The sequence below is a fragment of the Pseudomonas sp. Tn43 genome (assembly GCF_014192635.1).
GTDB lineage: Bacteria > Pseudomonadota > Gammaproteobacteria > Pseudomonadales > Pseudomonadaceae > Aquipseudomonas.
Genome location: NZ_JACHYG010000009.1, coordinates 14111 through 34664 on the forward strand (window position 1 = coordinate 14111; position 20554 = coordinate 34664).

Sequence of the window (20554 nt, forward strand, 5' to 3'; positions counted from 1 at the left end):
CGAGTTTGTGTTTGTCACAACAGACCGGAAATGGCCGATTTCTGCCTGTCACGACTGCCCGATTTCTGCCCGCTGTTGCTACGGGTTGAGTTGGTCAAGTCGAATGAAAACGGCCGGTCAACGCCGCGGAATTGACTGGTCAGCGACAATTTAAATGGATAGTCAAGGTCGACGGGGTTACGCACTTATGCCGGAAAGTCTGAACCACTAGATAAATCTGGCATTCGGAAGCCTCAAAAGTTGGATTTTTCCGAACGCGGTTCGGACCGAGATCGAACACATCACAGAACAACTTCTACTACCTAATACGTTAGCATCTACGAAAACAGGATCGAATTATCCTGCTTAGGAGCGCTTTTCAGAATCAGCATTTGGTAATGAGAGCTGCTCAGGCGAATCAGTTCTTGGGGGCGGCGACTTCCTGAGAATGCTTATAGCCCAAACCAAGCACAGGATACCGAAGCAAGTGATCAGAAAAGGATCAGGAATTCTATTGAGCACCGATCCAATCAATCCGAGCACCAGAAAAGATAACGTGGGACCTGGTCGCGTTATCAGGCAGAAAAGCAGCAATATCCCGGCAGCAATCATTAGAAACAGAATGGCTTTGGTAAGAGCGCCGATAGCAAGAGCTGCGACAATGCCTGTTGCGAAAAGGCTACCTGATGTTTTTGACATGGTTGCTCGTTCTGTTGGTGGGAGTCCTAAGCAGGTGTGCAGGTGTGCGGATCACCGAGCGAATATTAACTTGCCTGCTGAAGAGTATATCCTATCTTGTGGTGGCAAAAAGATGGCATTGGTGCGGCAGCATCGTCAGTATGTGTTCTTACAGGTAATAGATGCGCAGGCGGTACGTCAGTACGAAGAAGCAAAAAGAGTCTTTCCTATCGATGAGCTTGCCGCACGCCATTCTATAGGAAGGTCCGCTCTTGGCCGTTCTCTGCCCGTCACCAAAGGTTGAAAAACGAACCATTGCGGCTAATGCTAAATATTGATTGGCTACCGTATCGATTCGACTTTCAAACCTCGGGTTGCTTGAACCGCCGAGACGGACAGGCTACCAATGGCGGCTTGTTGAATGTGCTCGCTCCACCAGATCATCATGGGGCGTCTTCTCTCAATATAATCCGCACGATTGTAGGCACTGCGCACTTCATCTTTGTCCACGTGTGCAAGTGCGACCTCTATCAGCTCAGATTCCCAACCCCGTTCGTTCAGGATGGTACTGGCCATTGAGCGCATTCCGTGGCTCACCAATCGTCCTTCAAAGCCCATTCGCTTCAGAGCCATGTTTGCTGTCTGGCTATTGCAGTGAGTGCGTGGGTCTCTGTCTGCAGGGAACACGTACTCCCTATGGCCGCTGTAGGGTCTGATCGTCTCTAGAAGAGCAAGCGCATGGTCGGTCAGCGGTATGATGTGAGCGCGTCGCTTTTTCATACGCTCCGCTGGAATCGTCCAGAGTTTCTTATCGAGGTCGATGTCAGCCCAGGAAGTCGTGGCGGCTTCCGCAGGACGGGTCATGGTGTGAAGCTGCCATTCGATCAAGCAGCGTGTTGTCCTTTTGATGCTGGCGTTGGCGATTGCAACCATTAGCTCTGGCAGTTCTTCTGGTCGAAGGGCCGCCATGTTCTGCTTTTTCGGTTTCTTGAAAACGGCCCGGATGCCATTGAGTGGGTTGGCGAAGATCATTCCCGAGTTCACGCCATAGGTCATGATCTCATTGAGCCGTTGAGTCAGTCGTTTCACTGTCTCCAAGCTGCCTTTCGTTTCCAGTGGGCGCAGCAACTCGATGACCATCGGCGCAGTGATTTGCGAGATGGGTGTAGTTCCGAGTTTTGGAAATACGTGCAGGGTGAGAGAGCGCCATATGTCTTCGGCATAGGCCGGTGTAACGACATCCTGCTTCAGCTCAAACCAAGTAGCAGCTACGTTCTCGAACGTGTGCTCAGTTGCTGCTTTTTTTGTTTGCTCCAACGCATTGCGTTGCTCTTTCGGGTCGATGGCCTGTGCAAGCAGTTCTCTAGCTTCGACCGTTTTCTTTCTGGCTTGCGCGAGAGAGAGTTCTGGGTAGGTGCCGAGTCCCATGTTGATACGATTCTTCGTTACCGGATGCCGGTAGTTGAAGTTCCATAGCGTAGAGCCATTGATTCTCACTCGTAATTGAAGGCCGTCGCCATCGCTTAGGACGTAATCCTTATCTTTCGGCTTGATAGCTTTGAGCTGACGATCAGAGAGACGGGTGGCTTGGGCGCACATGAGGTATTCCACGACATCATTCGGTATTCCAAAAATTACCACTGAAGGGCTTGGAATACCATGTGGAATACCAATGGTCGTAGATTCTATCGGATGTCTTGGGACGCTACTGGCGCTGAAGCCCTTGTATTTACTGGATTTAAGGCACAAAAAAAGACGTCCATGGACGTCTTTAGATGTTTGATTGGTGGAGCCGGGGGGATTTGAACCCCCGTCCGCCAGTACTCCGCTGTCGGTACTACATGCGTAGCCGTGTCTATTAAGTTAACCCTCAGCGACCCGACGGGCAGGGTGCTTTGGGCGAGTTGTGTAAGTTTTAGCCGCTTCGTCCACAACGTACTGCACGGCGATTCTGTTCTATATGACAATCACTTTGGGTTTACAGACATCCCCTGATGATTGCTGGACCCGAAGGTACCAGAAGGGAAGAGCTAAGGCTGCTTACGCAGCGAGAGCGTATTCCCCGTAGGTTTCGTCATTGGCAACTATAGAAAGTTGCAACAGTGGATTTACGAGTTCTGTTACCAACTCGGCATGCACCTAAAGTTTCGCAACCGGCGTCGAATCCTGAACGGCCCCGAACTCATTGCTCTGTACATCTGAGTGAGCAACAAGCCTGCACAGTGTACGCCATGTGGCTCAGAAGGCCAACCCGAAGGTTGGCCTGAGTACTTTTAGCCCTTACTGTCCTTGTTCGCTTTCTGGATTTCTTGAATGGTTTGAGTGGTTTCGGCGATGCATTTCTCGGTGCCTTCCTTGGTATTCATCGCCTGATAGGCCTTAGCTTGCTGGACGCTGGCCTCTACCCGGGATTGCATTTCCGGTGTCAGGATCTGTGCCTTGGCATTCGCGATGGTTTGCAGGTTGACCTGGCAGAGGTCTTCTGTGTTGCCGGCAAACGAAGGAGACGCCAGCATTGAGGCAGTAACGAACAGACCTAACAGTACAGAACGTTTCATGTGTATCTCCTTGAACTGAGGGGCCAGGCATCGCTGGCCATCAGGACGGGCTGCCAATTTTGGGGAAGGTCCCGCGCTGCGGGACTTGATCAGTGGACTGCGACGGTGCGTCAGGGTTCTATTTTTCTTCAGTTCGCCCTGGCCTGCGTTACTCGATCCACCAGATAAACCAGCCCGTGGTAGTCAATTCCGCCATGTTCTGTCAGACCGATCTCACAGGTGCGGCTGGTAGAAATCCCCTCACTGCATTGCTGTACCGCGTCCTTGAGCGTGCGTAACGAATGGGCATTCAGTTCTGGAGTGGTAAAGCCCTTGTCGCCGGCAAAACCGCAGCAGTGAATGCCTTCCGGGATGACCACATTTTTACTGCACTTGCGCGCCAGATCGATCAACGCCTGGCTCTCACCGAGATGCTGAGTGCTGCACGTGACATGCACCGCAATCGGCGCTTCCTGGGGGGTGAAATCGAGACGATCCATCAAGTGAGTGCGGATGAAGCGCACGGGGTCGTAGAGGTCCAGTCGCACGTCGCCCAGGTCCTGAACCAGCCGCAAGGTGCAGGGGCTGGTGTCGCAGTAGATCGGGTCGAGCCCGCCGCGGCTGGCGTGCAGCAGTGCGCCGATCAGTTCCTGGCGTTTGTGTTCGGCCTGTTCGGCGTAGCCCTTGGAAGCAAACGGCTGACCGCAGCAGAGGTTGTCCTGATTGTCTGGAAAGACTACCTGATAACCGGCCTTTTCCAGCAAACCGCGGGTTTTTTCATACAACGACATTTGCTCTTTATCACTCGCCGCCGGGCCCATGACCCGCGATACGCAGGCCGCCAGGTACACCACCCGAGGCCGTTCGTCCGACACCGTCGGGCTGAAGCGAATGACCCTTTCCGGCTGTGGCATGGCATTAGTCCATTGCGGGATTTGCCCCTTGGACAACCGCGTCAGCGATGCCGACAGTTTTGCCAGGCGTGGTGCTCCCAACAGCATCCGTGCACCGTTGGCCACGTGCAGGGTGAAACGCGCGCCTTGCAACGCGGTGGCGAAATTTCCTTCAATCCAGTTAGCGGTTTTCGTATGCGTTGCCTGACGGCTACGGAATTTTTTCACCAACTCGCCGGTGTTGATTCCTACAGGGCAACGTTGCGCACACAGGCCAGTGGCGGCGCAGGTGTCGATGCCCTGGTATTCGTAAGCGGCTTCGAGCTCGGTGGTGTCGACGCCTGCGCGCTTCTTCGCCTGGATATCTCGCCAGATCACGATGCGCTGGCGTGGGCTCAGCGTAAGGCCTTTCGACGGGCACACCGGCTCGCAGAAACCGCACTCGATGCACTTATCCACAATCTCATCGGCGGCCGGCAGCGGTTTCAGATGCTTGAGGTGGATCTGTGGATCGTCGCTGAGCACCACGTCCGGGTTGAGAATGCTGTTAGGGTCGAGCAGGCGTTTGAGCTGCCACATCAACTGATAAGCATCGCTGCCCCATTCCAGTTCGACGAAGGGCGCCATGTTGCGACCAGTGCCATGTTCAGCCTTCAGCGAACCGCCGAACTCAACGGCCACCAACTGCGCCACGTCGTCCATGAACGCCTGGTAGCGTGCGACTTCTTCCGCACTGTTGAAGCCTTGGGTGAAGACGAAGTGCAGATTGCCTTCCAGGGCGTGTCCGAAAAGGATCGCTTCATCGTAATGGTGTTTGTCGAACAGTTCGATCAAGCGGTTCACGCCGCTGGCCAATTGTTCCACCGGGAACGTCACGTCTTCGATGATCACTGTGGTGCCGGTTTTACGCACCGCGCCGACGGCAGGGAAGGTGTCTTTGCGGATCGCCCAAAGCCGGGCGTTTTCCACCGGGTCTTCGGTGAAGTCGACTTGCTTCTCCACTGGGAAGCCCGTCAGCGATGCCATGATTTGCGTCAGTTGTTCCTGCAGCAAAGTGGAAGATGCGGCGCGGGATTCGATCAGCAGGGCGCAGGCATGGGTCGACAGTTGTTGTACGAAAGCCGACATGCCGGGCTTGTCCTGCACCGAGCGCAGGCTGCGGCGATCCAGCAGTTCCACCGCCGACACCGGTTGGCTTTTCAGTACAGAGACAGCGTTGCAGCAGGTTTCTACGTCTGGGAACACGATCAGCGCCGACGCCTTGTTCGGGTGGTCGATTACCGTGTCGTAGGTCACTGCGCTGATGAACCCGAGCGTGCCCTCGGAGCCCACCAACAAGTGGCTCAAGATATCCACAGGCTCGTCGAAATCCACCAGCGCATTGAGTGACAGCCCGGTGGTATTTTTCAGACGGTATTTGTGGCGAATTTTTGCAGCCAGTTCGGCATTGGCGCGGGTCTCGCGCCCTAACGTCGCCAGACGTTCCAGCAGCTCGGCGTGGCTCTTGCGGAAGGCCGTCACACTGGCGGCGTCTTCGGTATCGAGACGGCTGCCATCCGCCAGTACCAAACGAATCCCGGCCAGCGTGTGGTAGGTATTTTGAGCGGTGCCGCAGCACATGCCGCTGGCATTATTGGCGACGATGCCACCGATTTTGCAGGCGTTGATCGAGGCCGGGTCCGGACCGATTTTGCGCCCGAACGGCGCCAGCCAGGCATTGGCCTGAGCACCAATCACGCCCGGTTGCAGACGGATTTGCGTACCCTGACCGCGGATTTCCCGGCCGTTCCAGTTATCGCCCAGCACGATCAGTACTGAATCGCTGATGGCCTGGCCAGACAGGCTGGTGCCGGCGGCGCGGAAGGTCACCGGGACTTGATCCCGTTGCGCCAGTTTGAGCAGCGCCACCACTTCATCTTCGGACTCGACGCGGATCACCAGTTTCGGAATCAGCCGGTAGAAACTGGCGTCGGTGCCGAAGGCCAAAGTCGATAGCGGATCGTTAAAACGCCGCATTTCAGGAATCAGTTGCCGCACATCTTGCAGAAAAGCCGCCGGTAGACTCATTGGTCCTCCAGAATCAGAACGACCAGATCTTTCGGGCCGTGGGCGCCGTAAGCCAGAACTTGCTCGATGTCGGCGGTCTTCGACGGGCCAGACACCAGCAAGGCGTTGGTCGGCATGCCTTGGGCCCATTCGAATTCCTGCTGCACCTGATAGAAGTTGTCGCGGATTTCACTGGCCTTGAGCAGGGCGAAATGCACGGGCGGCACCAGGCTCATCAGGCGCGGTTCTTCCCGCGTCGGCCAGAGAATCAGGCTACCTGTCGCGGCGATTGCGCCGAGGGTGCCGGTCAGGCTGGCCGGGGTGTCGTTGAACAACTCGGCTTTCCATTCCTCGACCGGGCGGTTGTAGGCTTTGAGCGCTGGCAAGCGAGGATTTTTCGCCCAATGCGCAGTGATGCGTTGACCATGAGGTGTCGTCGGCGCAATCAACAGGCTGGGCAACTGGCGATCCTGCAGCAGTTTCGCCAGCAATTCCGGCCAGCCATCCCCGGACGTCAGATGAATCTCGGTGTGCACCGCTTCCATCAGTTTGCGCAGTTGCGGGATGCGTTGCTCAGGCGTGTAGGTGTAGGGCGCTGTCACCAGTTCGACATCGAAGTTGTCAGCTAACGGCGTAGTGCCTGTCAGACTGTTGCGCAATTTGGCGAGGATATTTTGCTTGGCGCTCATCGACGGTCTTCCTGTTTGGCCAGATGCTCCCGGGCCATGTCATGCAGTGAACGGGCCGCAGGTTTAGGTGCGCTGTGGTTCTGAGTCCACGGGCCGACGTTGCTCGGGGTCAGCGCGCGCAGGCGAGTAGCGAGGAAGCCGAACAGGCGATAGAGCGTTGGCGAGCTGTTGAGCTTCGCCCAGGCATTCCAGATAAACCGTTCTTTGCGTGAGAACTTGCTGCCTTGGCCGCGCATGACTTGACGCGGGGTGTTCGGGGGTTTGACGTTCTCTTCCCGTAGGCGACGCAGTAATGCGGGAATCGGAATTTTTACCGGGCAGACTTCACCGCAAGCGCCGCATAACGACGAGGCACTCGGGTGATCAGGGACTTTCGCCAGGCCGACCATGTGCGGGGTGATGATTTTTCCGATAGGCCCGGGGTAAACCTCTCCATAGGCATGGCCGCCGATTCGGGTGTAGACCGGGCAGTGATTCATACAGGCGCCGCAGCGGATGCAGTTCAGGGTCTGACGCAATTCGCTGTCAGCGAAGGCTTGGCTGCGACCATTGTCGAGCAATACCAGGTGCACTTCTTGCGGGCCGTCGAGTTCATGCTCCTTGCGTGGGCCGGAAATCATGTTGACGTAGGTGGTGATCGGCTGGCCGAGGGCCGAACGGGTCAGAAGCGACAACAGCGGTACAACATCCCGCAGGTTTTCGACAACTTTTTCGATGCCCGTGACGGCGATGTGTACAGGCGGCACGGTGGTCGACATGCGCCCGTTGCCTTCGTTTTCCACCAACAGCAAAGTGCCGGTTTCGGCCACGGCGAAGTTGACGCCGGAAACACCGATGTCGGCTTCGAAGAATTTCTGTCGCAAGACTTTGCGACCGATCTGAATGAGTTGGTCTACGTCCTTGGTGTACTCCACGCCAAGTTTGTCGTGGAACAAGGACGCGACCTGACCGGCATTCTTGTGGATCGCCGGCATAATAATGTGTGAAGGCTTCTCGTGGTCGAGCTGGACGATGAATTCACCCATGTCCGACTCCAGGCATTCAATGCCTTGAGCCGCGAGGACATGGTTCATTTCCATCTCTTCGCTGACCATCGATTTGCCCTTGATCACTTGCCGCGCCTCGTGAGCGCGGATGATCGATAAGACGATGCCATTGGCCTCGTCCACCGTTTCCGCCCAGTGCACTGTCACACCGTTGCGGGTCAGGTTCTGTTCAAGCTGCTCGAGCAAATCGGGCAACCTGGATAAAGCACGGGCGCGGACAGCATTGCCCAGCACTCGCAAATGTTCTCGCTCAAAGGCATCGCTGAAAGACGCTGCCCGTTTGCTCATCAGTGAATCCATCGCGCTGCGAAAGTTGTTTCGCAGTTGCGTGTCATCCAGCGCCTTGTGAGCCCGGATGCGGAAATCTTCTTCCACGGCAATCGTAGGAATAATCGCGGAAGCGTTCATAGAACACCTCCGGTCCGCTGCCACAGGAAGCTGGCCAGGTGTTGGCCGCGCAATGCTTCCTGCTGTTTCTCCAGCGAGCCGTTGATGTTCATCAGACAGCCGCAGTCGGCACTGAGTACCTTGTGCGCACCGGATTCCTTCAACGACCGGGTCTTGTCAGCCACCATCGCGCCGGAAATATCTGGCATACGGACGCTGAAAGTCCCACCAAAGCCACAGCATTCACTTTCGTGGCTGTGGTCGACTCGCTCCACGTTGCTCAGCTGCGCCAACAACTCACGGCCATGCAGGTGGGTGTTCATTTCTCGACGTGCCGAGCACGACGTGTGCAGTGCCACTTTGACCGGTTCACCGCTGTCCTTGAGCTGCACCTTGCAGACAAACAGCAGAAACTCTGCCAGTTCATAAGTCCGTGCCGCGAGGGCCTGAACCTGCTTCAGCGTTTGCGGCTCGTCCTTGAACAAGTCGGCGTAGTGTTCGCGCAACATCCCCGCGCAAGACCCCGACGGCACCACCACCGGATAATCACCGGCAAACAGCGCCAGTTGCGAGCGCGCCACGGTCCGGGCCTGTTCTGTGTAACCCGAAGTGTAGGCCGGTTGCCCACAGCAGCTTTGCCCTTGCGGGTATTCGACACGAATGCCTTCGCGTTCCAGCAGGTGGATCGCGTCCATCCCGGCTTCCGGGTAGAACAGATCCACTACGCAAGTCCCGAACAGGTAGACCCGTGACGGTTTCTCGCTGGGGTATTGCCGAGGCTCGGGCAGTGGCGGGGCGACGCGGGTCGCGTTCGGCACTGCGTTGTAAAAAAGCTCGCTCATCAGGCGTGTCTCCGGGTGGTCCCGGTTATCCGTCCGCTGAGGCTGCTGAATATAGTGAGGGAAGCTTTCAGCAGCCTTGCAGACCCGGTTGTGAATAGCTGACGCCGGGGGGCGTAACCCGGCGTCGGTTTTTTCCGTATCGCGTGTAGTGCTTAGTGCACCAGCATGCCGGTGAACCAGTAGGCCTGGGCCAAGGTGATCAGGCCGACGATCGCTGCAAAGAATAGGCTGTGCTTGAGTGTGAAGCGGAACAGATCCGATTCCTTGCCCACCAACCCGGTCGCGGCGCAGGCCACGGCGATCGATTGGGGCGAAATCATCTTGCCGGTTACGCCGCCGCTGGTATTCGCGGCCACCAGCAAGGTGTCGTTGACGCCGATCTGATGCGCGGTGGTCGCTTGCAGCGAACTGAACAGCGCGTTGGACGAGGTATCGGAACCGGTCAGGAACACACCGAGCCAGCCGAGGAATGGCGAGAAGAACGGGAATGCCGCGCCTGTGCCTGCCAGTACCAGAGCCATGGTCGATGACATGCCCGAATAGTTGGTGACGAAGGCGAAGGCCAGCACCATGCCGATGGACAAAATCGGCCAGCGCAGCTCGTAGACAGTCTCTTTAAAAGTGGTAAGACCAGTTTTCAGATTGATCTTCAGCACCAGCATCGAAATCAGCGCGGAGAAGAAAATCGCCGTGCCGGTCGCGGAAACCGGATCGAGTTTGAACACCGCCGGAATCGCCGTCGGGGCGGTCACGATCGGGGCGACCTTGATCACCATTTGATCCAGATGCGGGATCGCGAAGTTGAACACCCAGCTATACATCGAGCCGCCCGCAGCGAACATCGCTTTGAACGGTTTCAGCGTCCAGATGGTGACCAATACGGTGAGGATCAGGAACGGCGACCAGGCTTTGAAAATTTCCCCCAGACTGTAAGGCGAAGCCACGGTGGTGCGTGGCTGGCCGAAACCACCGCTGCTGGCCACTACGGAAGCCGAGACAGCGCCGACGATGTGTTGGCCGGCGGCGCGTTTTGGCTGCCAGATTTTCAGGAATAGCGTCAGGGAAACCAGGCTGGCCAATGCCGAGGTGATGTCCGGCAATTCCGGGCCGATGAAGTTCGAGGTGAAGTATTGGGTAATGGCAAAGCTCAAGCCGGCGACCAAGGCTGCCGGCCAGGTTTCCCGAACGCCGCGCAGGCCGTCCATCATGAACACCAGCCAGAACGGCACGAACAGCGACAGCAATGGCAATTGACGGCCGGTCATGGCGCCGATCTTGAACGCGTCGATGCCGGTGACTTGCCCGGCGACGATGATCGGAATCCCCAAGGCGCCAAAGGCTACCGGCGCGGTGTTGGCGATCAGGCACAGGCCGGCGGCGTACAGCGGGTTGAAACCCAGCCCGACCAGCAGCGCGGCGGTAATCGCTACCGGGGCACCGAAACCGGCGGCACCTTCCAGGAAGGCGCCGAAGCAGAAACCGATCAGCAGTACTTGCAGGCGTTGGTCGTCAGTGATCGACAGTACCGAGCTGCGGATCACTTCGAACTGGCCACTCTTGACCGTCAGTTTGTAGAGGAACACCGCCGCCACGATGATCCACGCAATCGGCCATAAGCCGTAGGCGAAGCCGTATCCGGCAGCCGCGAAAGCCATATCGACCGGCATCTGGAACGCGAAGATGGCTACTGCAATCGATAACGCCAGGGTGATGCTGCCAGCCACGTGGCCTTTAAGGCGGAACACGGCCAAAGCGAGGAAGAAAAATACGATGGGAATGACGGCCGCGAGTGCGGACACGCCGAGACTGCCGAGCGGGCTGTAGAGCTGTTGCCAGGTTTGCATATGGGGTGGCCCCTAATTGTTGTTGGTCAGGCACTGATCAGCGTTCTTGGTTAATTGGTAATACCAATTTACAATCGCTGTTGGCTAGGGTAAAAGCCTTGTATGCGGTGTGTCAATTTGCCGCCCTAAAACTTTTGTCGAATGAGCGGTGCAGAACGCATCTGATCTGTTCGATCAAACGTCGTCTGGTTGGTGCTGGTGCAGCGCCAATAGGCCAGAATAGAGAGCCCGGCGAGCCGCCGGGATTGTGGAGAATGAGTGATGGGGTTTGATCAGATTCGGCAGCGCCGTTTGTCTGACGATATTGTCGAGCAGCTCGAGCAGATGATTCTCGAGGGCACATTGAAGGCTGGCGAACGCTTGCCGGCAGAGCGTGCATTGGCCGAGCAGTTCGGCGTGTCACGCCCTTCGTTGCGCGAAGCGATTCAGAAACTGACGGCCAAAGGGCTGCTGGTCAGTCGTCAGGGCGGCGGTAACTATGTGGTGGAATCCCTGGGCTCGACGTTCAGCGATCCGCTGCTGCATTTGCTGGAAAGCAACCCCGAGGCCCAGCGCGATTTGCTGGAGTTTCGTCATACGCTGGAAGCCTCCTGTGCTTACTACGCGGCATTGCGCGCCACTGATGTGGATCGCGAGCGATTGACGGCGGCATTTGACGAGTTGCAAGACTGCTATTCGCGTCATGACGAAGTGAGTCGGCTGGAAGAAGGCGCGGCGGACGCAAGATTTCACTTGGCGATCGCCGAAGCCAGTCATAACGCGGTGTTGCTGCACACCATTCGCGGGCTGTTCGACCTGCTCAAGCGCAACGTGGTGACCAACATCGGCGGCATGTACAAACAGCGCTCCGAAACCCGCGACATGCTGATTGCGCAGCATCGGGAGTTGTACCTGGCGATTATCGAAGGCAAGGCGGAGCAGGCGCGGGAGGTTTCCAGTCGACACATTCTGTATGTGCAGGAAGTGCTGGAAGAGGTGCGTCAGGAAGTGCAGCGCGTGGCTCGGGCGGAGCGGCGCAAGGGGATGTAGTCAATGATCGTTCCCACGCAGAGCGTGGGAACGATCAGATCAGGTAGGAAAATTAATCTTCCTTGCCCTTGTTTCGCACCGCACGCTGCAATTCACGACCGGCGTCGCGCTCGCGTTCGGTATCACGCTTGTCGTATTCCTTCTTGCCCTTGCCCAGAGCGATCTCGCACTTGACCATGTGCTTGCTCCAGTACCAGGAAAGGCATACGCAGGCGTAACCTTTTTGCTGCACGGCAGCGGCCAGCTTTTCCAGCTCCCGCCGGTTGAGCAGCAATTTTCGGGTGCGGGTCGGATCTGCGATGACGTGGGTGCTGGCAGTCGTCAATGGCGTAATGTGGCTGCCGAGCAGCCAGGCTTCGCCATCTTTGAGCAGCACGTAACTGTCAACCAGTTGTAGCTTGCTAGCCCGCAAACTTTTTACTTCCCAGCCGGCCAGGACCAGACCAGCCTCGAACTTATGCTCGATGAAGTAATCGTGTCGCGCCTTTTTATTCTGCGCGATGGTCCCTGTTGGGTGTTTCTTCTGTTTAGCCATAGGGGCGGCATTATAGGGAGTTGCAAGCGAGTCGGCTACGGTGACGCTACGTGCTTGAGCAGGTTGATTGAATCCCGGACAATGCGGCCTCTTTTTTGAACGCTTGGGCGTGATAACGATGTCGACAGACAAGGTTTCTGTCCACGGCAGTTGGGCTAGCCGCTGGGTCTTCATACTCGCCGCGACCGGTTCGGCCGTGGGTTTGGGTAGTATCTGGAAATTCCCTTACATGGTCGGCGTCTACGGTGGCGGAGCCTTCGTGCTGATGTTCCTGGCCTGTATCGCGCTGATCGGTATGCCCGTCATGCTGGCCGAAACCCTGATCGGTCGCCGTGCGCGGCAGAGCCCGGCCAATGCCTTGAAGGTCCTGGCGCTGGAAGCGGGGCATTCGGCGAAATGGTCCTGGGGTGCATTTGCCGGGATGATCACGGCGCTGCTGATTCTGTCTTTCTATAGTGTGGTCGGCGGCTGGTCGCTGGATTACATCATTGACATGGGGCGTGGCGATTTCCAGGGCGCGACCCCTGATCAGGTCGGCGCCTACTTTGGCAATGTGATCGCCGATCCATGGCGCCTGACACTTTGGCACACCGCTTTCATGCTCCTCTCCGCCGTGGTAATCGCCAAAGGCGTAGTCGCCGGGCTGGAGCGCAGCCTGCGGATCATGATGCCGCTGCTGTTCGTGATGGTGATTGTCCTGCTGGGCTACAGCATGACCACTGGCCATTTCATGGAGGGCGTGCATTTCATGTTCGACTTCCATCCGGAAAAAGTACTCGACGGCTTGCTGCCGGCCATGGGGCACGCGTTTTTTTCCCTGAGCGTGGGCGTCGGTTCGATCATGATCTACGGGGCTTATATGCCCAAGAGCTCGTCGATTTCCGGCACCGTTGTCGGAGTGGCGCTGCTCGATACTTTCGTTTCTCTGGTCGCCGGTCTGGCATTGTTTCCGATTGTGTTCGCTGCTGGCCTGAACCCGAGCGAAGGCCCTGGCCTGATGTTCGTCAGCCTGCCATTTGCCTTTGGTAACGTAGCGTTCGGCCAGTTGATGGGCGTAGTGTTCTTTGTACTGGTGGCGATCGCGGCCTGGAGTTCGGCGATTTCCCTGCTCGAGCCGATGGTGGCTTATTTGGTTGAGCGCACGAAGATCAGCCGCGCCTGGGTCACCTTCTGGTTGGCATTTACTTGCTGGTTCGTCGGTCTGGGCACCGTGTTCTCCTTCAATATCTGGAAGCAAGCCAGGTTTTTCGTGAACGAAGGCGGGATGTTCCACCTCTACCAATGGGGAGCAGCCGGTGGTCTGGACTTCTTTGGTGTGATCGATTTCTTCACTTCGCGGATCATGTTGCCACTCGGTGGTTTGTGTTTCGTAATGTTTGCGGGCTGGGTGATGGGGCGTGAAGCGGTGCGCGACGAATTGTCGATCCGTCGTCCGCTGCTGTTCGCCCTGTCCCTGTTCTTGATGCGCTATGTGGCGCCCATCGGCATTCTTGTAGTGTTTGCCGCCCAGCTGTGGAAGTAACGCTGACATGACGACACACATTCAACGTTCGGCCCTGCTGCCGTATCCGGCGCAAGCGCTTTATGACCTGGTCAACGACGTGGCCCGCTATCCGGAATTCTTGCCGTGGTGCTCGTCGGCGCAAGTCCTGGAAAGCACTCCCCAGCTTATGCGTGCCAGCGTCGGCGTGGCCAAGGGTGGCCTTAGTCAGCATTTCGTGACGCGTAACACCCTGGTGCCCGGGCGTTCTATCGAGATGAACCTCGAGGAAGGTCCGTTCAGCCAGCTGCACGGCATCTGGGTGTTCAAGCCGTTGGGTGATAAGGCCTGCAAGATCAGTCTGGATTTGTCGTTCGACTACTCGGGGCCGCTGGTGCGTGCGACGTTGGGGCCTTTGTTCAATCAGGCGGCGAATACGCTGATGGACGCGTTTTGCCAGCGTGCGAAACAGATGCATGGTTGAGGCAATGATCAAGGTCGAAGTGGTGTATGCCGTTGTTGATCGTCAGGTATTGCTGACCATAACGGTGCCGGTGGGCACAACGGTGCGAGAAGCGTTGCTGGAGTCCGGCCTGAACAGCGAATTCCCTGAGCTGGATCTGGCCAGTTGTCCGGTCGGGATCTTTGGCAAAGTGATCGCTGAACCGGCCAATCGTCCGGTTCAGGCAGGTGATCGCCTGGAGATTTACCGGCCGTTGCTGGCCGATCCGAAAGAAGTTCGCCGGTTGCGCGCCGCCAAGGCTGCCGAGGCTAAAGCCCGGAATCAATGACCCGGTCAAACGCCAGACAATAAAAAACCCGGACATGCCGGGTTTTTTATTGCCTCGCAAATTATTGCGGCGAGGTTTCCAGCGGTTCTGGTGTCGGGACTGGAACGGTTTCCACGTTGTCCACGTCCTTCTGGATCTGGTCCAGCAACGACCCAGGCTTGACCGGTTTTTCTGGCTTCGGCTTCTCGGCATTTTCGGCTGGCGCGGTCACGGTTGTGTCGCTGTCCTTGCCGAGAATGGCTTCGTCGCGGCTCACGCCCGGCATGAAGTCGCCAGAGAGGCTGACAAGTTGATCATTTGGGTTGAAGATAACGCTAATGCGTTCCTGCTGGCGTTCACCGCCACCTGGTTGCAGGCTGTACAGATAATCCCAGCGATCGGCATGGAACGTGTCGGTCAGCAGAGGGTTGCCCATGATAAACCGTACTTGCCGGCGGGTCATTCCCGGGCGTAACTGGTCTATCATGTCCTGCGTGACGACATTGCCCTGCTGGATGTCGATTTTGTAAACCCCGGGGAATGAACAACCGGCGAGTGCGAGCAGTCCCACAAAGGTGAAACTGGTTAGCAAGAGCTTGGTGTTTTGCATCGGTGGGCGACTTCCACTATCTTGGCTGGGACAACGTAAACGCCGATCATACCCGCATTAAGAGAAGCTGCGAAGCAGCATCGCGAGAAAGCTGACCATGGTTGAAAATAGCGAACTACGCAAAGCCGGCCTCAAAGTGACCCTTCCACGGGTCAAAATTCTGCAAATGCTCGATTCCGCCGAGCAACGCCACATGAGTGCCGAGGATGTCTACAAGGCGCTGATGGAGGCTGGTGAGGACGTCGGTCTGGCCACGGTTTACCGTGTACTGACCCAGTTCGAGGCAGCTGGCCTTGTGGTGCGGCACAACTTCGACGGAGGCCATGCGGTCTTCGAGCTGGACGACGGCAAGCATCACGACCACATGGTCAACGTCGAGACCAGTGAAGTGATCGAATTCTTCGACGAAGAAATCGAGCGGCTGCAGAAAGCAATCGTCGACAAGTATGGCTTCGAGATGGTTGATCACAATCTTGTACTGTACGTACGCAAGAAAAAGTAAGCATGTCGCGCGAACTTCAGGTTCGCGAAACGAACGAAGGCGACCCCAGGGTCGCCTTCGTGCTGTCTGCCGTACTTAAATTTTCGCGGTCACGACCATTTTTTTGGCGTGAGCCAGTGATTCCTTGGTGATATCGATGCCGCCCAGCATCCGCGCCACTTCTTCAACGCGATCGGTCTTGCTCAGTTTTGAGACGGCTGTATGGGTAGCGTCTTCGCCCCGGACCTTGTGCACAAATAGATGTTGATGCCCCTGCGCCGCCACTTGCGGCAAGTGAGTCACGGTCAGAACCTGCCCACGCTCCCCGAGGCCTCGCAGCAATTGACCGACAATTTCGGCAGTCGGGCCGCCGATACCCACGTCCACTTCGTCAAACACCAGGGTCGGTACGCGAGAGGTCTGTGCAGTGATCACCTGAATCGCCAGGCTGATACGCGAGAGTTCGCCACCCGACGCCACTTTTGCCAGGGCTTTCAATGGCTGCCCCGGGTTGGCGCTTACCAGCAACTCTACTTGTTCGAGCCCATTGGGCAGCAGCTCGTCGCTGTTGTTGGGGCGCAGTTCGATGGTGAAGCGGCCGCCGGGCATACCCAGGCGCTGGATTTCCAGTTCTACGGCGCTGGCCAGGCTGTTTGAGGCTTGATGCCGCAGATCGCTCAGTTCCCGCGCCTTCTCCTGATAATGGCGGGCATAGGAGGCCAGCTCATCGCTCAGTCGTTCGATGGATTCGTCATTGGCATTCAGGGTTTCGAGTTCATCGAGTAGTTTCTGCTGCATCTCGGCGACTTCGGTCGGCTGGATACGGTGTTTGCGCGCCAGGGTGTAGATGGCATCAAGGCGCTCTTCCAGGTATTGAAGGCGCGCCGGATCGGCGTCGAAATTGTCGAGAAAGCGGTTGAGCTCGCCGACGGCTTCTTCAACCTGAATCTGTGCGCTGGTCAGCAGGCTGCTGGCTTCACCCAGGGCGCCGATCGAATTGTTCACGCTCGATAGGCGATTAAGGCTGGCGGTAAGCGCATTCAGTACATTGCCGGAATCACTTTCGCTGCACTGTTCGACCACTTGCCGGCAGATGCCCAGCAGGGTTTCGGCGTTGGTCAGGTTCTTGTGTTCCTGTTCCAGCTGTTCAAGCTCGGTTTCGCCCAGGCCGAGGTTTTCCAGTTCTTCAAGTTGATAGCTGAGCAACTGATGGCGGGCACGTTGTTCGTCGCCGGAGTTGGAAAGGCGTTCCAGTTCCTGGCGGGTCTGGCGCCAGCGTTGGGCGGCCAGTTGCACCTGGCGGGCAAGGTCTGTGGCGCCGGCGTATTCGTCGAGCAGGCGGCGATGGGTATCGGTTTTGAGCAGGGACTGGTGTTCGTGCTGACTGTGGATATCGATCAGCAACTCGCCCAAGGCCTTCAAATCGCCGAGGGGGCAGGGGGTTCCGTTGATATAGCCACGCGAGCGTCCTTCAGCGGTGATCACTCGACGTAAAATGCACGGGCCGTCGTTTTCGAGATCGCGCTCCGCCAGCCAGGCACTGGCCTCTGGAATGTCGACCAGGTCGAAGGTGGCCAGGATATCGGCCTTGTCGGCGCCGGGGCGGACTACGCCGCTGTCGGCGCGATCGCCCAGGGTCAGGCCCAGGGCGTCGAGCATGATCGACTTGCCGGCACCGGTTTCCCCTGTGATCACGCTCATCCCGCGATCGAGTTCGAGATCGAGATGTTCAACGATGGCGTAGTTATGTACGGACAGGTGCACCAGCATGAAGGCCGCTCCCAGGCTTTAGGTCTGGTTATTTATACAGTGTTTTGTTTCGGGCTGACAATGCCCTCTCTTAGGTCGATTTGCTTGAGTATTGAAAATCCTTAGTGCAATGAGGAATGACTATGCGGCTGTTTTTTGTGGAGGCAAACATCAAATAGCCCTTGAAGCTGAATTTTGCGGCCCCATATACCGGGGCAGAAGCGCGAGTTGAGCTCGCGGACGATATCGGAAGGAGAAATCTATGGCTGACGAACAGACAGTGGATACGCAGAATCTAGACGCCAACCAGGGCCCCGAGGCTTCGGGTGAAGACCTGGCGGCTCGTGTACAAGTGCTCGAAGAGCAATTGGCTGGTGCGCAGGATCAGGCTTTGCGTGTAGCCGCCGATCTGCAGAACGTCCGCCGCCGTGCCGAGCAGGACGTTGAAAAAGCTCACAAATTCGCGCTGGAAAAGTTCGCTGGTGACCTGCTGCCGATCATCGACAGCCTGGAGCGCGGCCTTGAACTGTCCAACCCTGACGACGAAAACATTCGTCCAATGCGCGAAGGGATCGAGCTGACCCTGAAAATGTTCCAGGACACCCTGAAGCGCTATCACCTGGAAGCGATCGACCCTGAGGGCGAACCCTTCAATGCCTTGCATCATCAGGCAATGGCCATGCAGGAAAGCGCCGACGTCGAGCCAAACAGTGTGCTCAAAGTGTTTCAGAAGGGCTATCAGCTTCACGGCCGCCTGCTGCGCCCGGCCATGGTCGTGGTCAGCAAGGCACCTGCACCGGTTTCGCCTTCGATTGACGAGCAGGCTTGAAATTAGCCGCAAGGCCCCCATTTAGAAGTCAAGCGTTTAAGTGCTACCGCGGTCAGCCACCACTACTGCGGCATCCAAATCCAAAGTTTCGGGAGAGTGAACATGGGCAAAATTATCGGTATCGACCTGGGGACTACCAACTCCTGCGTCTCCGTGCTGGAAAATGGCAAAGCCAAAGTTATTGAAAACGCTGAAGGCGCGCGTACCACGCCGTCGATCATCGCTTATGCCAACGACGGTGAAATCCTGGTTGGCCAGTCGGCCAAGCGTCAGGCAGTGACCAATCCGCATAACACCCTGTACGCGGTGAAGCGTCTGATCGGTCGTCGTTTCGACGAAGAAGTTGTACAGAAAGACATTCAGATGGTCCCTTACAAGATCGTCAAGGCTGACAACAACGACGCCTGGGTTGAAGTAAACGGCCAGAAAATGGCGCCGCCACAAATTTCGGCTGAAATTCTGAAGAAAATGAAGAAGACCGCCGAAGACTACCTCGGCGAGCCAGTGACCGAAGCGGTGATCACCGTTCCGGCTTACTTCAACGACAGTCAGCGTCAAGCCACCAAAGATGCCGGTCGCATCGCGGGGCTGGACGTTAAACGTATCATCAACGAACCAACCGCAGCCGCACTGGCCTACGGTATGGATAAGGCGAAAGGCGATCACACCGTGATCGTTTATGACTTGGGTGGCGGTACTTTCGACGTTTCCGTGATCGAAATCGCCGAAGTCGATGGCGAGCACCAGTTCGAAGTGTTGGCCACCAACGGTGACACGTTCCTGGGCGGTGAAGACTTTGACATTCGTCTGATCGACTACCTCGTCGACGAATTCAAGAAAGAAAGCGGCATGAACCTCAAGGGTGACCCGTTGGCCATGCAGCGCCTGAAAGAAGCCGCTGAGAAAGCCAAAATCGAACTGTCCTCCAGCCAGTCGACCGACGTGAACCTGCCGTACATCACTGCAGACGCTACCGGTCCTAAGCACTTGAACGTGAAAATCTCCCGCGCCAAGCTCGAAGCGCTGGTTGAAGACCTGGTTCAGCGCACCGTGGAGCCTTGCCGCATCGCTATGAAAGATGCCGGTATCGACGTCAGCAAGATCGACGACGTGATTCTGGTTGGCGGTCAGACCCGTATGCCAATGGTGCAGAAAGCGGTTTCCGACTTCTTTGGTAAAGAAGCTCGTAAAGACGTTAACCCGGACGAAGCAGTTGCCATGGGTGCTGCAATCCAGGGCGCAGTATTGGCCGGTGACGTGAAAGACGTTCTGCTGCTCGACGTCAGCCCGCTGACCCTGGGTATCGAAACCATGGGTGGCGTGATGACCGCGCTGATCGAGAAAAACACCACGATTCCTACCAAGAAATCGCAAGTGTTCTCGACTGCCGACGACAACCAGAGCGCAGTGACCATTCACGTCCTGCAAGGTGAGCGTAAGCAAGCCGCCCAGAACAAGTCCCTGGGCAAGTTCGACCTGGCCGAGATTCCGCCAGCGCCACGTGGCGTGCCACAAATCGAAGTGACCTTCGACATCGACGCCAACGGCATCCTGCACGTCGGCGCGAAAGACAAGGCTACCGGCAAGACTCAGTCGATTGTGATCAAGGCCAACTCCGGTCTGTCCGAAGAAGAAATTCAGCAGATGGTTCGCGATGCTGAAGTGAACGCTGAAGAAGATCGCAAGTTCGAAGAGCTGGCCAGTGCCCGTAACCAAGGCGATGCCCTGGTCCACTCGACGCGCAAAATGGTCGCTGATGCTGGCGATAAAGTGAGCGCTGAAGAGAAGTCTGCAATCGAAGCCGCTGTAGTTGCCCTGGAAACCGCCATCAAAGGCGATGACAAGGCTGCTATCGAAGCCAAGGTTGAAGAGCTGTCCAAGGTTTCTGCGCCAGTGGCTCAGAAAATGTATGCCGAACAGGCTCAGCCAGCTGAAGGCGCGGCACCGCAAGACGAAAAAGCCGAAAAAGCTGATGACGTCGTGGATGCTGAGTTCGAAGAGGTTAAAGACCACAAGTAAGTTGTTGGTCGCCCGGTTGACTGCCTTCAGGCGGTGACTGGTAGGATGTCGCCGCGCGGGAGCTTGCTCCCGCGTTGGCATGTCTGGAGTTAGAGAATTTTTACAGCATGC

18 protein-coding genes and 1 other RNA gene are annotated in these 20554 nt (G+C 56.9%); 8 read left to right on the forward strand and 11 right to left on the reverse strand.

Features of this window, described 5'->3' with window-relative positions; all coding sequences use genetic code 11:
* Positions 1-466 precede the first annotated feature (466 nt).
* Positions 467-961, forward strand: a complete 495-nt coding sequence (locus FHW68_RS21485; protein ID WP_183683013.1) for a hypothetical protein — start codon at positions 467-469, stop codon at positions 959-961.
* A 38-nt stretch (positions 962-999) separates the two neighbouring features.
* Here the strand turns inward: FHW68_RS21485 and FHW68_RS21490 are convergent, their stop codons facing one another.
* The 8 genes from FHW68_RS21490 to FHW68_RS21525 all read right to left on the reverse strand — a co-directional run bounded on the left by FHW68_RS21490 (position 1000) and on the right by FHW68_RS21525 (position 10941).
* Positions 1000-2256: an integrase domain-containing protein gene (locus FHW68_RS21490; RefSeq protein ID WP_183683016.1), complete on the reverse strand. Its 1257-nt coding sequence runs from the start codon at positions 2254-2256 to the stop codon at positions 1000-1002.
* Positions 2257-2441: 185 nt separating this feature from the next.
* Positions 2442-2835, reverse strand: a transfer-messenger RNA (tmRNA) gene (gene ssrA / locus FHW68_RS21495).
* A gap of 95 nt (positions 2836-2930) precedes the next feature.
* Complete coding sequence (locus tag FHW68_RS21500) at positions 2931-3215, reverse strand: hypothetical protein (RefSeq protein ID WP_095631206.1); 285 nt, start codon at positions 3213-3215, stop codon at positions 2931-2933.
* Between the two features lie 128 nt (positions 3216-3343).
* Positions 3344-6154 (reverse strand): FAD-binding and (Fe-S)-binding domain-containing protein, encoded by a 2811-nt coding sequence (locus FHW68_RS21505; protein WP_183683018.1) that lies wholly within the window; start codon positions 6152-6154, stop codon positions 3344-3346.
* Entirely contained in the window at positions 6151-6822 is a 672-nt protein-coding gene (locus FHW68_RS21510; protein WP_095631208.1) for a lactate utilization protein, read from the reverse strand. The genes FHW68_RS21505 and FHW68_RS21510 overlap by 4 nt, the downstream gene beginning before the upstream one ends.
* Positions 6819-8276 (reverse strand): LutB/LldF family L-lactate oxidation iron-sulfur protein, encoded by a 1458-nt coding sequence (locus FHW68_RS21515; protein WP_183683021.1) that lies wholly within the window; start codon positions 8274-8276, stop codon positions 6819-6821. Before FHW68_RS21515 ends, FHW68_RS21510 begins: the two co-directional genes overlap by 4 nt.
* Positions 8273-9097, reverse strand: coding sequence for a (Fe-S)-binding protein (locus FHW68_RS21520; RefSeq protein WP_183683024.1), 825 nt, complete (start codon positions 9095-9097; stop codon positions 8273-8275). Before FHW68_RS21520 ends, FHW68_RS21515 begins: the two co-directional genes overlap by 4 nt.
* A 152-nt stretch (positions 9098-9249) precedes the next feature.
* Positions 9250-10941 (reverse strand): lactate permease LctP family transporter, encoded by a 1692-nt coding sequence (locus tag FHW68_RS21525; RefSeq protein ID WP_095631211.1) that lies wholly within the window; start codon positions 10939-10941, stop codon positions 9250-9252.
* A gap of 261 nt (positions 10942-11202) precedes the next feature.
* On the opposite strand from FHW68_RS21525, the gene FHW68_RS21530 reads away from it, so the two are divergent.
* Complete coding sequence (locus FHW68_RS21530; RefSeq protein ID WP_095631212.1) at positions 11203-11970, forward strand: GntR family transcriptional regulator; 768 nt, start codon at positions 11203-11205, stop codon at positions 11968-11970.
* Between the two features lie 52 nt (positions 11971-12022).
* On the opposite strand, the gene smpB is transcribed toward FHW68_RS21530, so the two are convergent.
* On the reverse strand, positions 12023-12505 hold the full coding sequence (smpB, locus tag FHW68_RS21535; RefSeq protein ID WP_095055592.1) for an SsrA-binding protein SmpB: 483 nt from the start codon (positions 12503-12505) through the stop codon (positions 12023-12025).
* Between the two features lie 118 nt (positions 12506-12623).
* Here smpB and FHW68_RS21540 point away from each other — a divergent pair, with 118 nt between their 5' ends.
* From FHW68_RS21540 to FHW68_RS21550, 3 genes are read left to right on the forward strand one after another with little or no spacing between them, the layout of a single operon-like run.
* Complete coding sequence (locus FHW68_RS21540) at positions 12624-14027, forward strand: sodium-dependent transporter (RefSeq protein WP_095631213.1); 1404 nt, start codon at positions 12624-12626, stop codon at positions 14025-14027.
* Between the two features lie 7 nt (positions 14028-14034).
* Positions 14035-14469, forward strand: coding sequence for a type II toxin-antitoxin system RatA family toxin (locus tag FHW68_RS21545; RefSeq protein WP_095631214.1), 435 nt, complete (start codon positions 14035-14037; stop codon positions 14467-14469).
* Positions 14462-14776: an RnfH family protein gene (locus FHW68_RS21550; RefSeq protein ID WP_183683027.1), complete on the forward strand. Its 315-nt coding sequence runs from the start codon at positions 14462-14464 to the stop codon at positions 14774-14776. The genes FHW68_RS21545 and FHW68_RS21550 overlap by 8 nt, the downstream gene beginning before the upstream one ends.
* A gap of 61 nt (positions 14777-14837) precedes the next feature.
* On the opposite strand, the gene FHW68_RS21555 is transcribed toward FHW68_RS21550, so the two are convergent.
* Entirely contained in the window at positions 14838-15365 is a 528-nt protein-coding gene (locus FHW68_RS21555) for an outer membrane protein assembly factor BamE (RefSeq protein WP_007900538.1), read from the reverse strand.
* A gap of 97 nt (positions 15366-15462) precedes the next feature.
* Between FHW68_RS21555 and fur the strand changes: the two genes are divergently transcribed.
* Positions 15463-15867, forward strand: coding sequence for a ferric iron uptake transcriptional regulator (gene fur, locus FHW68_RS21560; protein ID WP_003197684.1), 405 nt, complete (start codon positions 15463-15465; stop codon positions 15865-15867).
* A gap of 75 nt (positions 15868-15942) precedes the next feature.
* On the opposite strand, the gene recN is transcribed toward fur, so the two are convergent.
* Complete coding sequence (gene recN, locus FHW68_RS21565) at positions 15943-17616, reverse strand: DNA repair protein RecN (protein WP_183683030.1); 1674 nt, start codon at positions 17614-17616, stop codon at positions 15943-15945.
* A gap of 241 nt (positions 17617-17857) precedes the next feature.
* Here recN and grpE point away from each other — a divergent pair, with 241 nt between their 5' ends.
* Positions 17858-18424, forward strand: a complete 567-nt coding sequence (gene grpE / locus FHW68_RS21570) for a nucleotide exchange factor GrpE (RefSeq protein WP_095631217.1) — start codon at positions 17858-17860, stop codon at positions 18422-18424.
* Between the two features lie 102 nt (positions 18425-18526).
* Entirely contained in the window at positions 18527-20443 is a 1917-nt protein-coding gene (gene dnaK, locus FHW68_RS21575) for a molecular chaperone DnaK (protein WP_183683034.1), read from the forward strand.
* Positions 20444-20554 lie beyond the last annotated feature (111 nt).

Excerpts from the sequence above, each read along its gene's own strand:
- FHW68_RS21505 (WP_183683018.1), bottom strand. The coding sequence starts at position 6,154 with ATGAGTCTACCGGCGGCTTTTCTGCAAGATGTGCGGCAACTGATTCCT.
- FHW68_RS21545 (WP_095631214.1), top strand. The coding sequence starts at position 14,035 with ATGACGACACACATTCAACGTTCGGCCCTGCTGCCGTATCCGGCGCAA.
- smpB (WP_095055592.1), bottom strand. The coding sequence starts at position 12,505 with ATGGCTAAACAGAAGAAACACCCAACAGGGACCATCGCGCAGAATAAA.
- FHW68_RS21550 (WP_183683027.1), top strand. The coding sequence starts at position 14,462 with ATGGTTGAGGCAATGATCAAGGTCGAAGTGGTGTATGCCGTTGTTGAT.
- dnaK (WP_183683034.1), top strand. The coding sequence starts at position 18,527 with ATGGGCAAAATTATCGGTATCGACCTGGGGACTACCAACTCCTGCGTC.
- FHW68_RS21520 (WP_183683024.1), bottom strand. The coding sequence starts at position 9,097 with ATGAGCGAGCTTTTTTACAACGCAGTGCCGAACGCGACCCGCGTCGCC.
- FHW68_RS21555 (WP_007900538.1), bottom strand. The coding sequence starts at position 15,365 with ATGCAAAACACCAAGCTCTTGCTAACCAGTTTCACCTTTGTGGGACTG.
- FHW68_RS21490 (WP_183683016.1), bottom strand. The coding sequence starts at position 2,256 with ATGTGCGCCCAAGCCACCCGTCTCTCTGATCGTCAGCTCAAAGCTATC.
- FHW68_RS21500 (WP_095631206.1), bottom strand. The coding sequence starts at position 3,215 with ATGAAACGTTCTGTACTGTTAGGTCTGTTCGTTACTGCCTCAATGCTG.
- FHW68_RS21525 (WP_095631211.1), bottom strand. The coding sequence starts at position 10,941 with ATGCAAACCTGGCAACAGCTCTACAGCCCGCTCGGCAGTCTCGGCGTG.
- grpE (WP_095631217.1), top strand. The coding sequence starts at position 17,858 with ATGGCTGACGAACAGACAGTGGATACGCAGAATCTAGACGCCAACCAG.
- FHW68_RS21515 (WP_183683021.1), bottom strand. The coding sequence starts at position 8,276 with ATGAACGCTTCCGCGATTATTCCTACGATTGCCGTGGAAGAAGATTTC.
- fur (WP_003197684.1), top strand. The coding sequence starts at position 15,463 with ATGGTTGAAAATAGCGAACTACGCAAAGCCGGCCTCAAAGTGACCCTT.
- FHW68_RS21530 (WP_095631212.1), top strand. The coding sequence starts at position 11,203 with ATGGGGTTTGATCAGATTCGGCAGCGCCGTTTGTCTGACGATATTGTC.
- FHW68_RS21540 (WP_095631213.1), top strand. The coding sequence starts at position 12,624 with ATGTCGACAGACAAGGTTTCTGTCCACGGCAGTTGGGCTAGCCGCTGG.
- FHW68_RS21510 (WP_095631208.1), bottom strand. The coding sequence starts at position 6,822 with ATGAGCGCCAAGCAAAATATCCTCGCCAAATTGCGCAACAGTCTGACA.
- recN (WP_183683030.1), bottom strand. The coding sequence starts at position 17,616 with ATGCTGGTGCACCTGTCCGTACATAACTACGCCATCGTTGAACATCTC.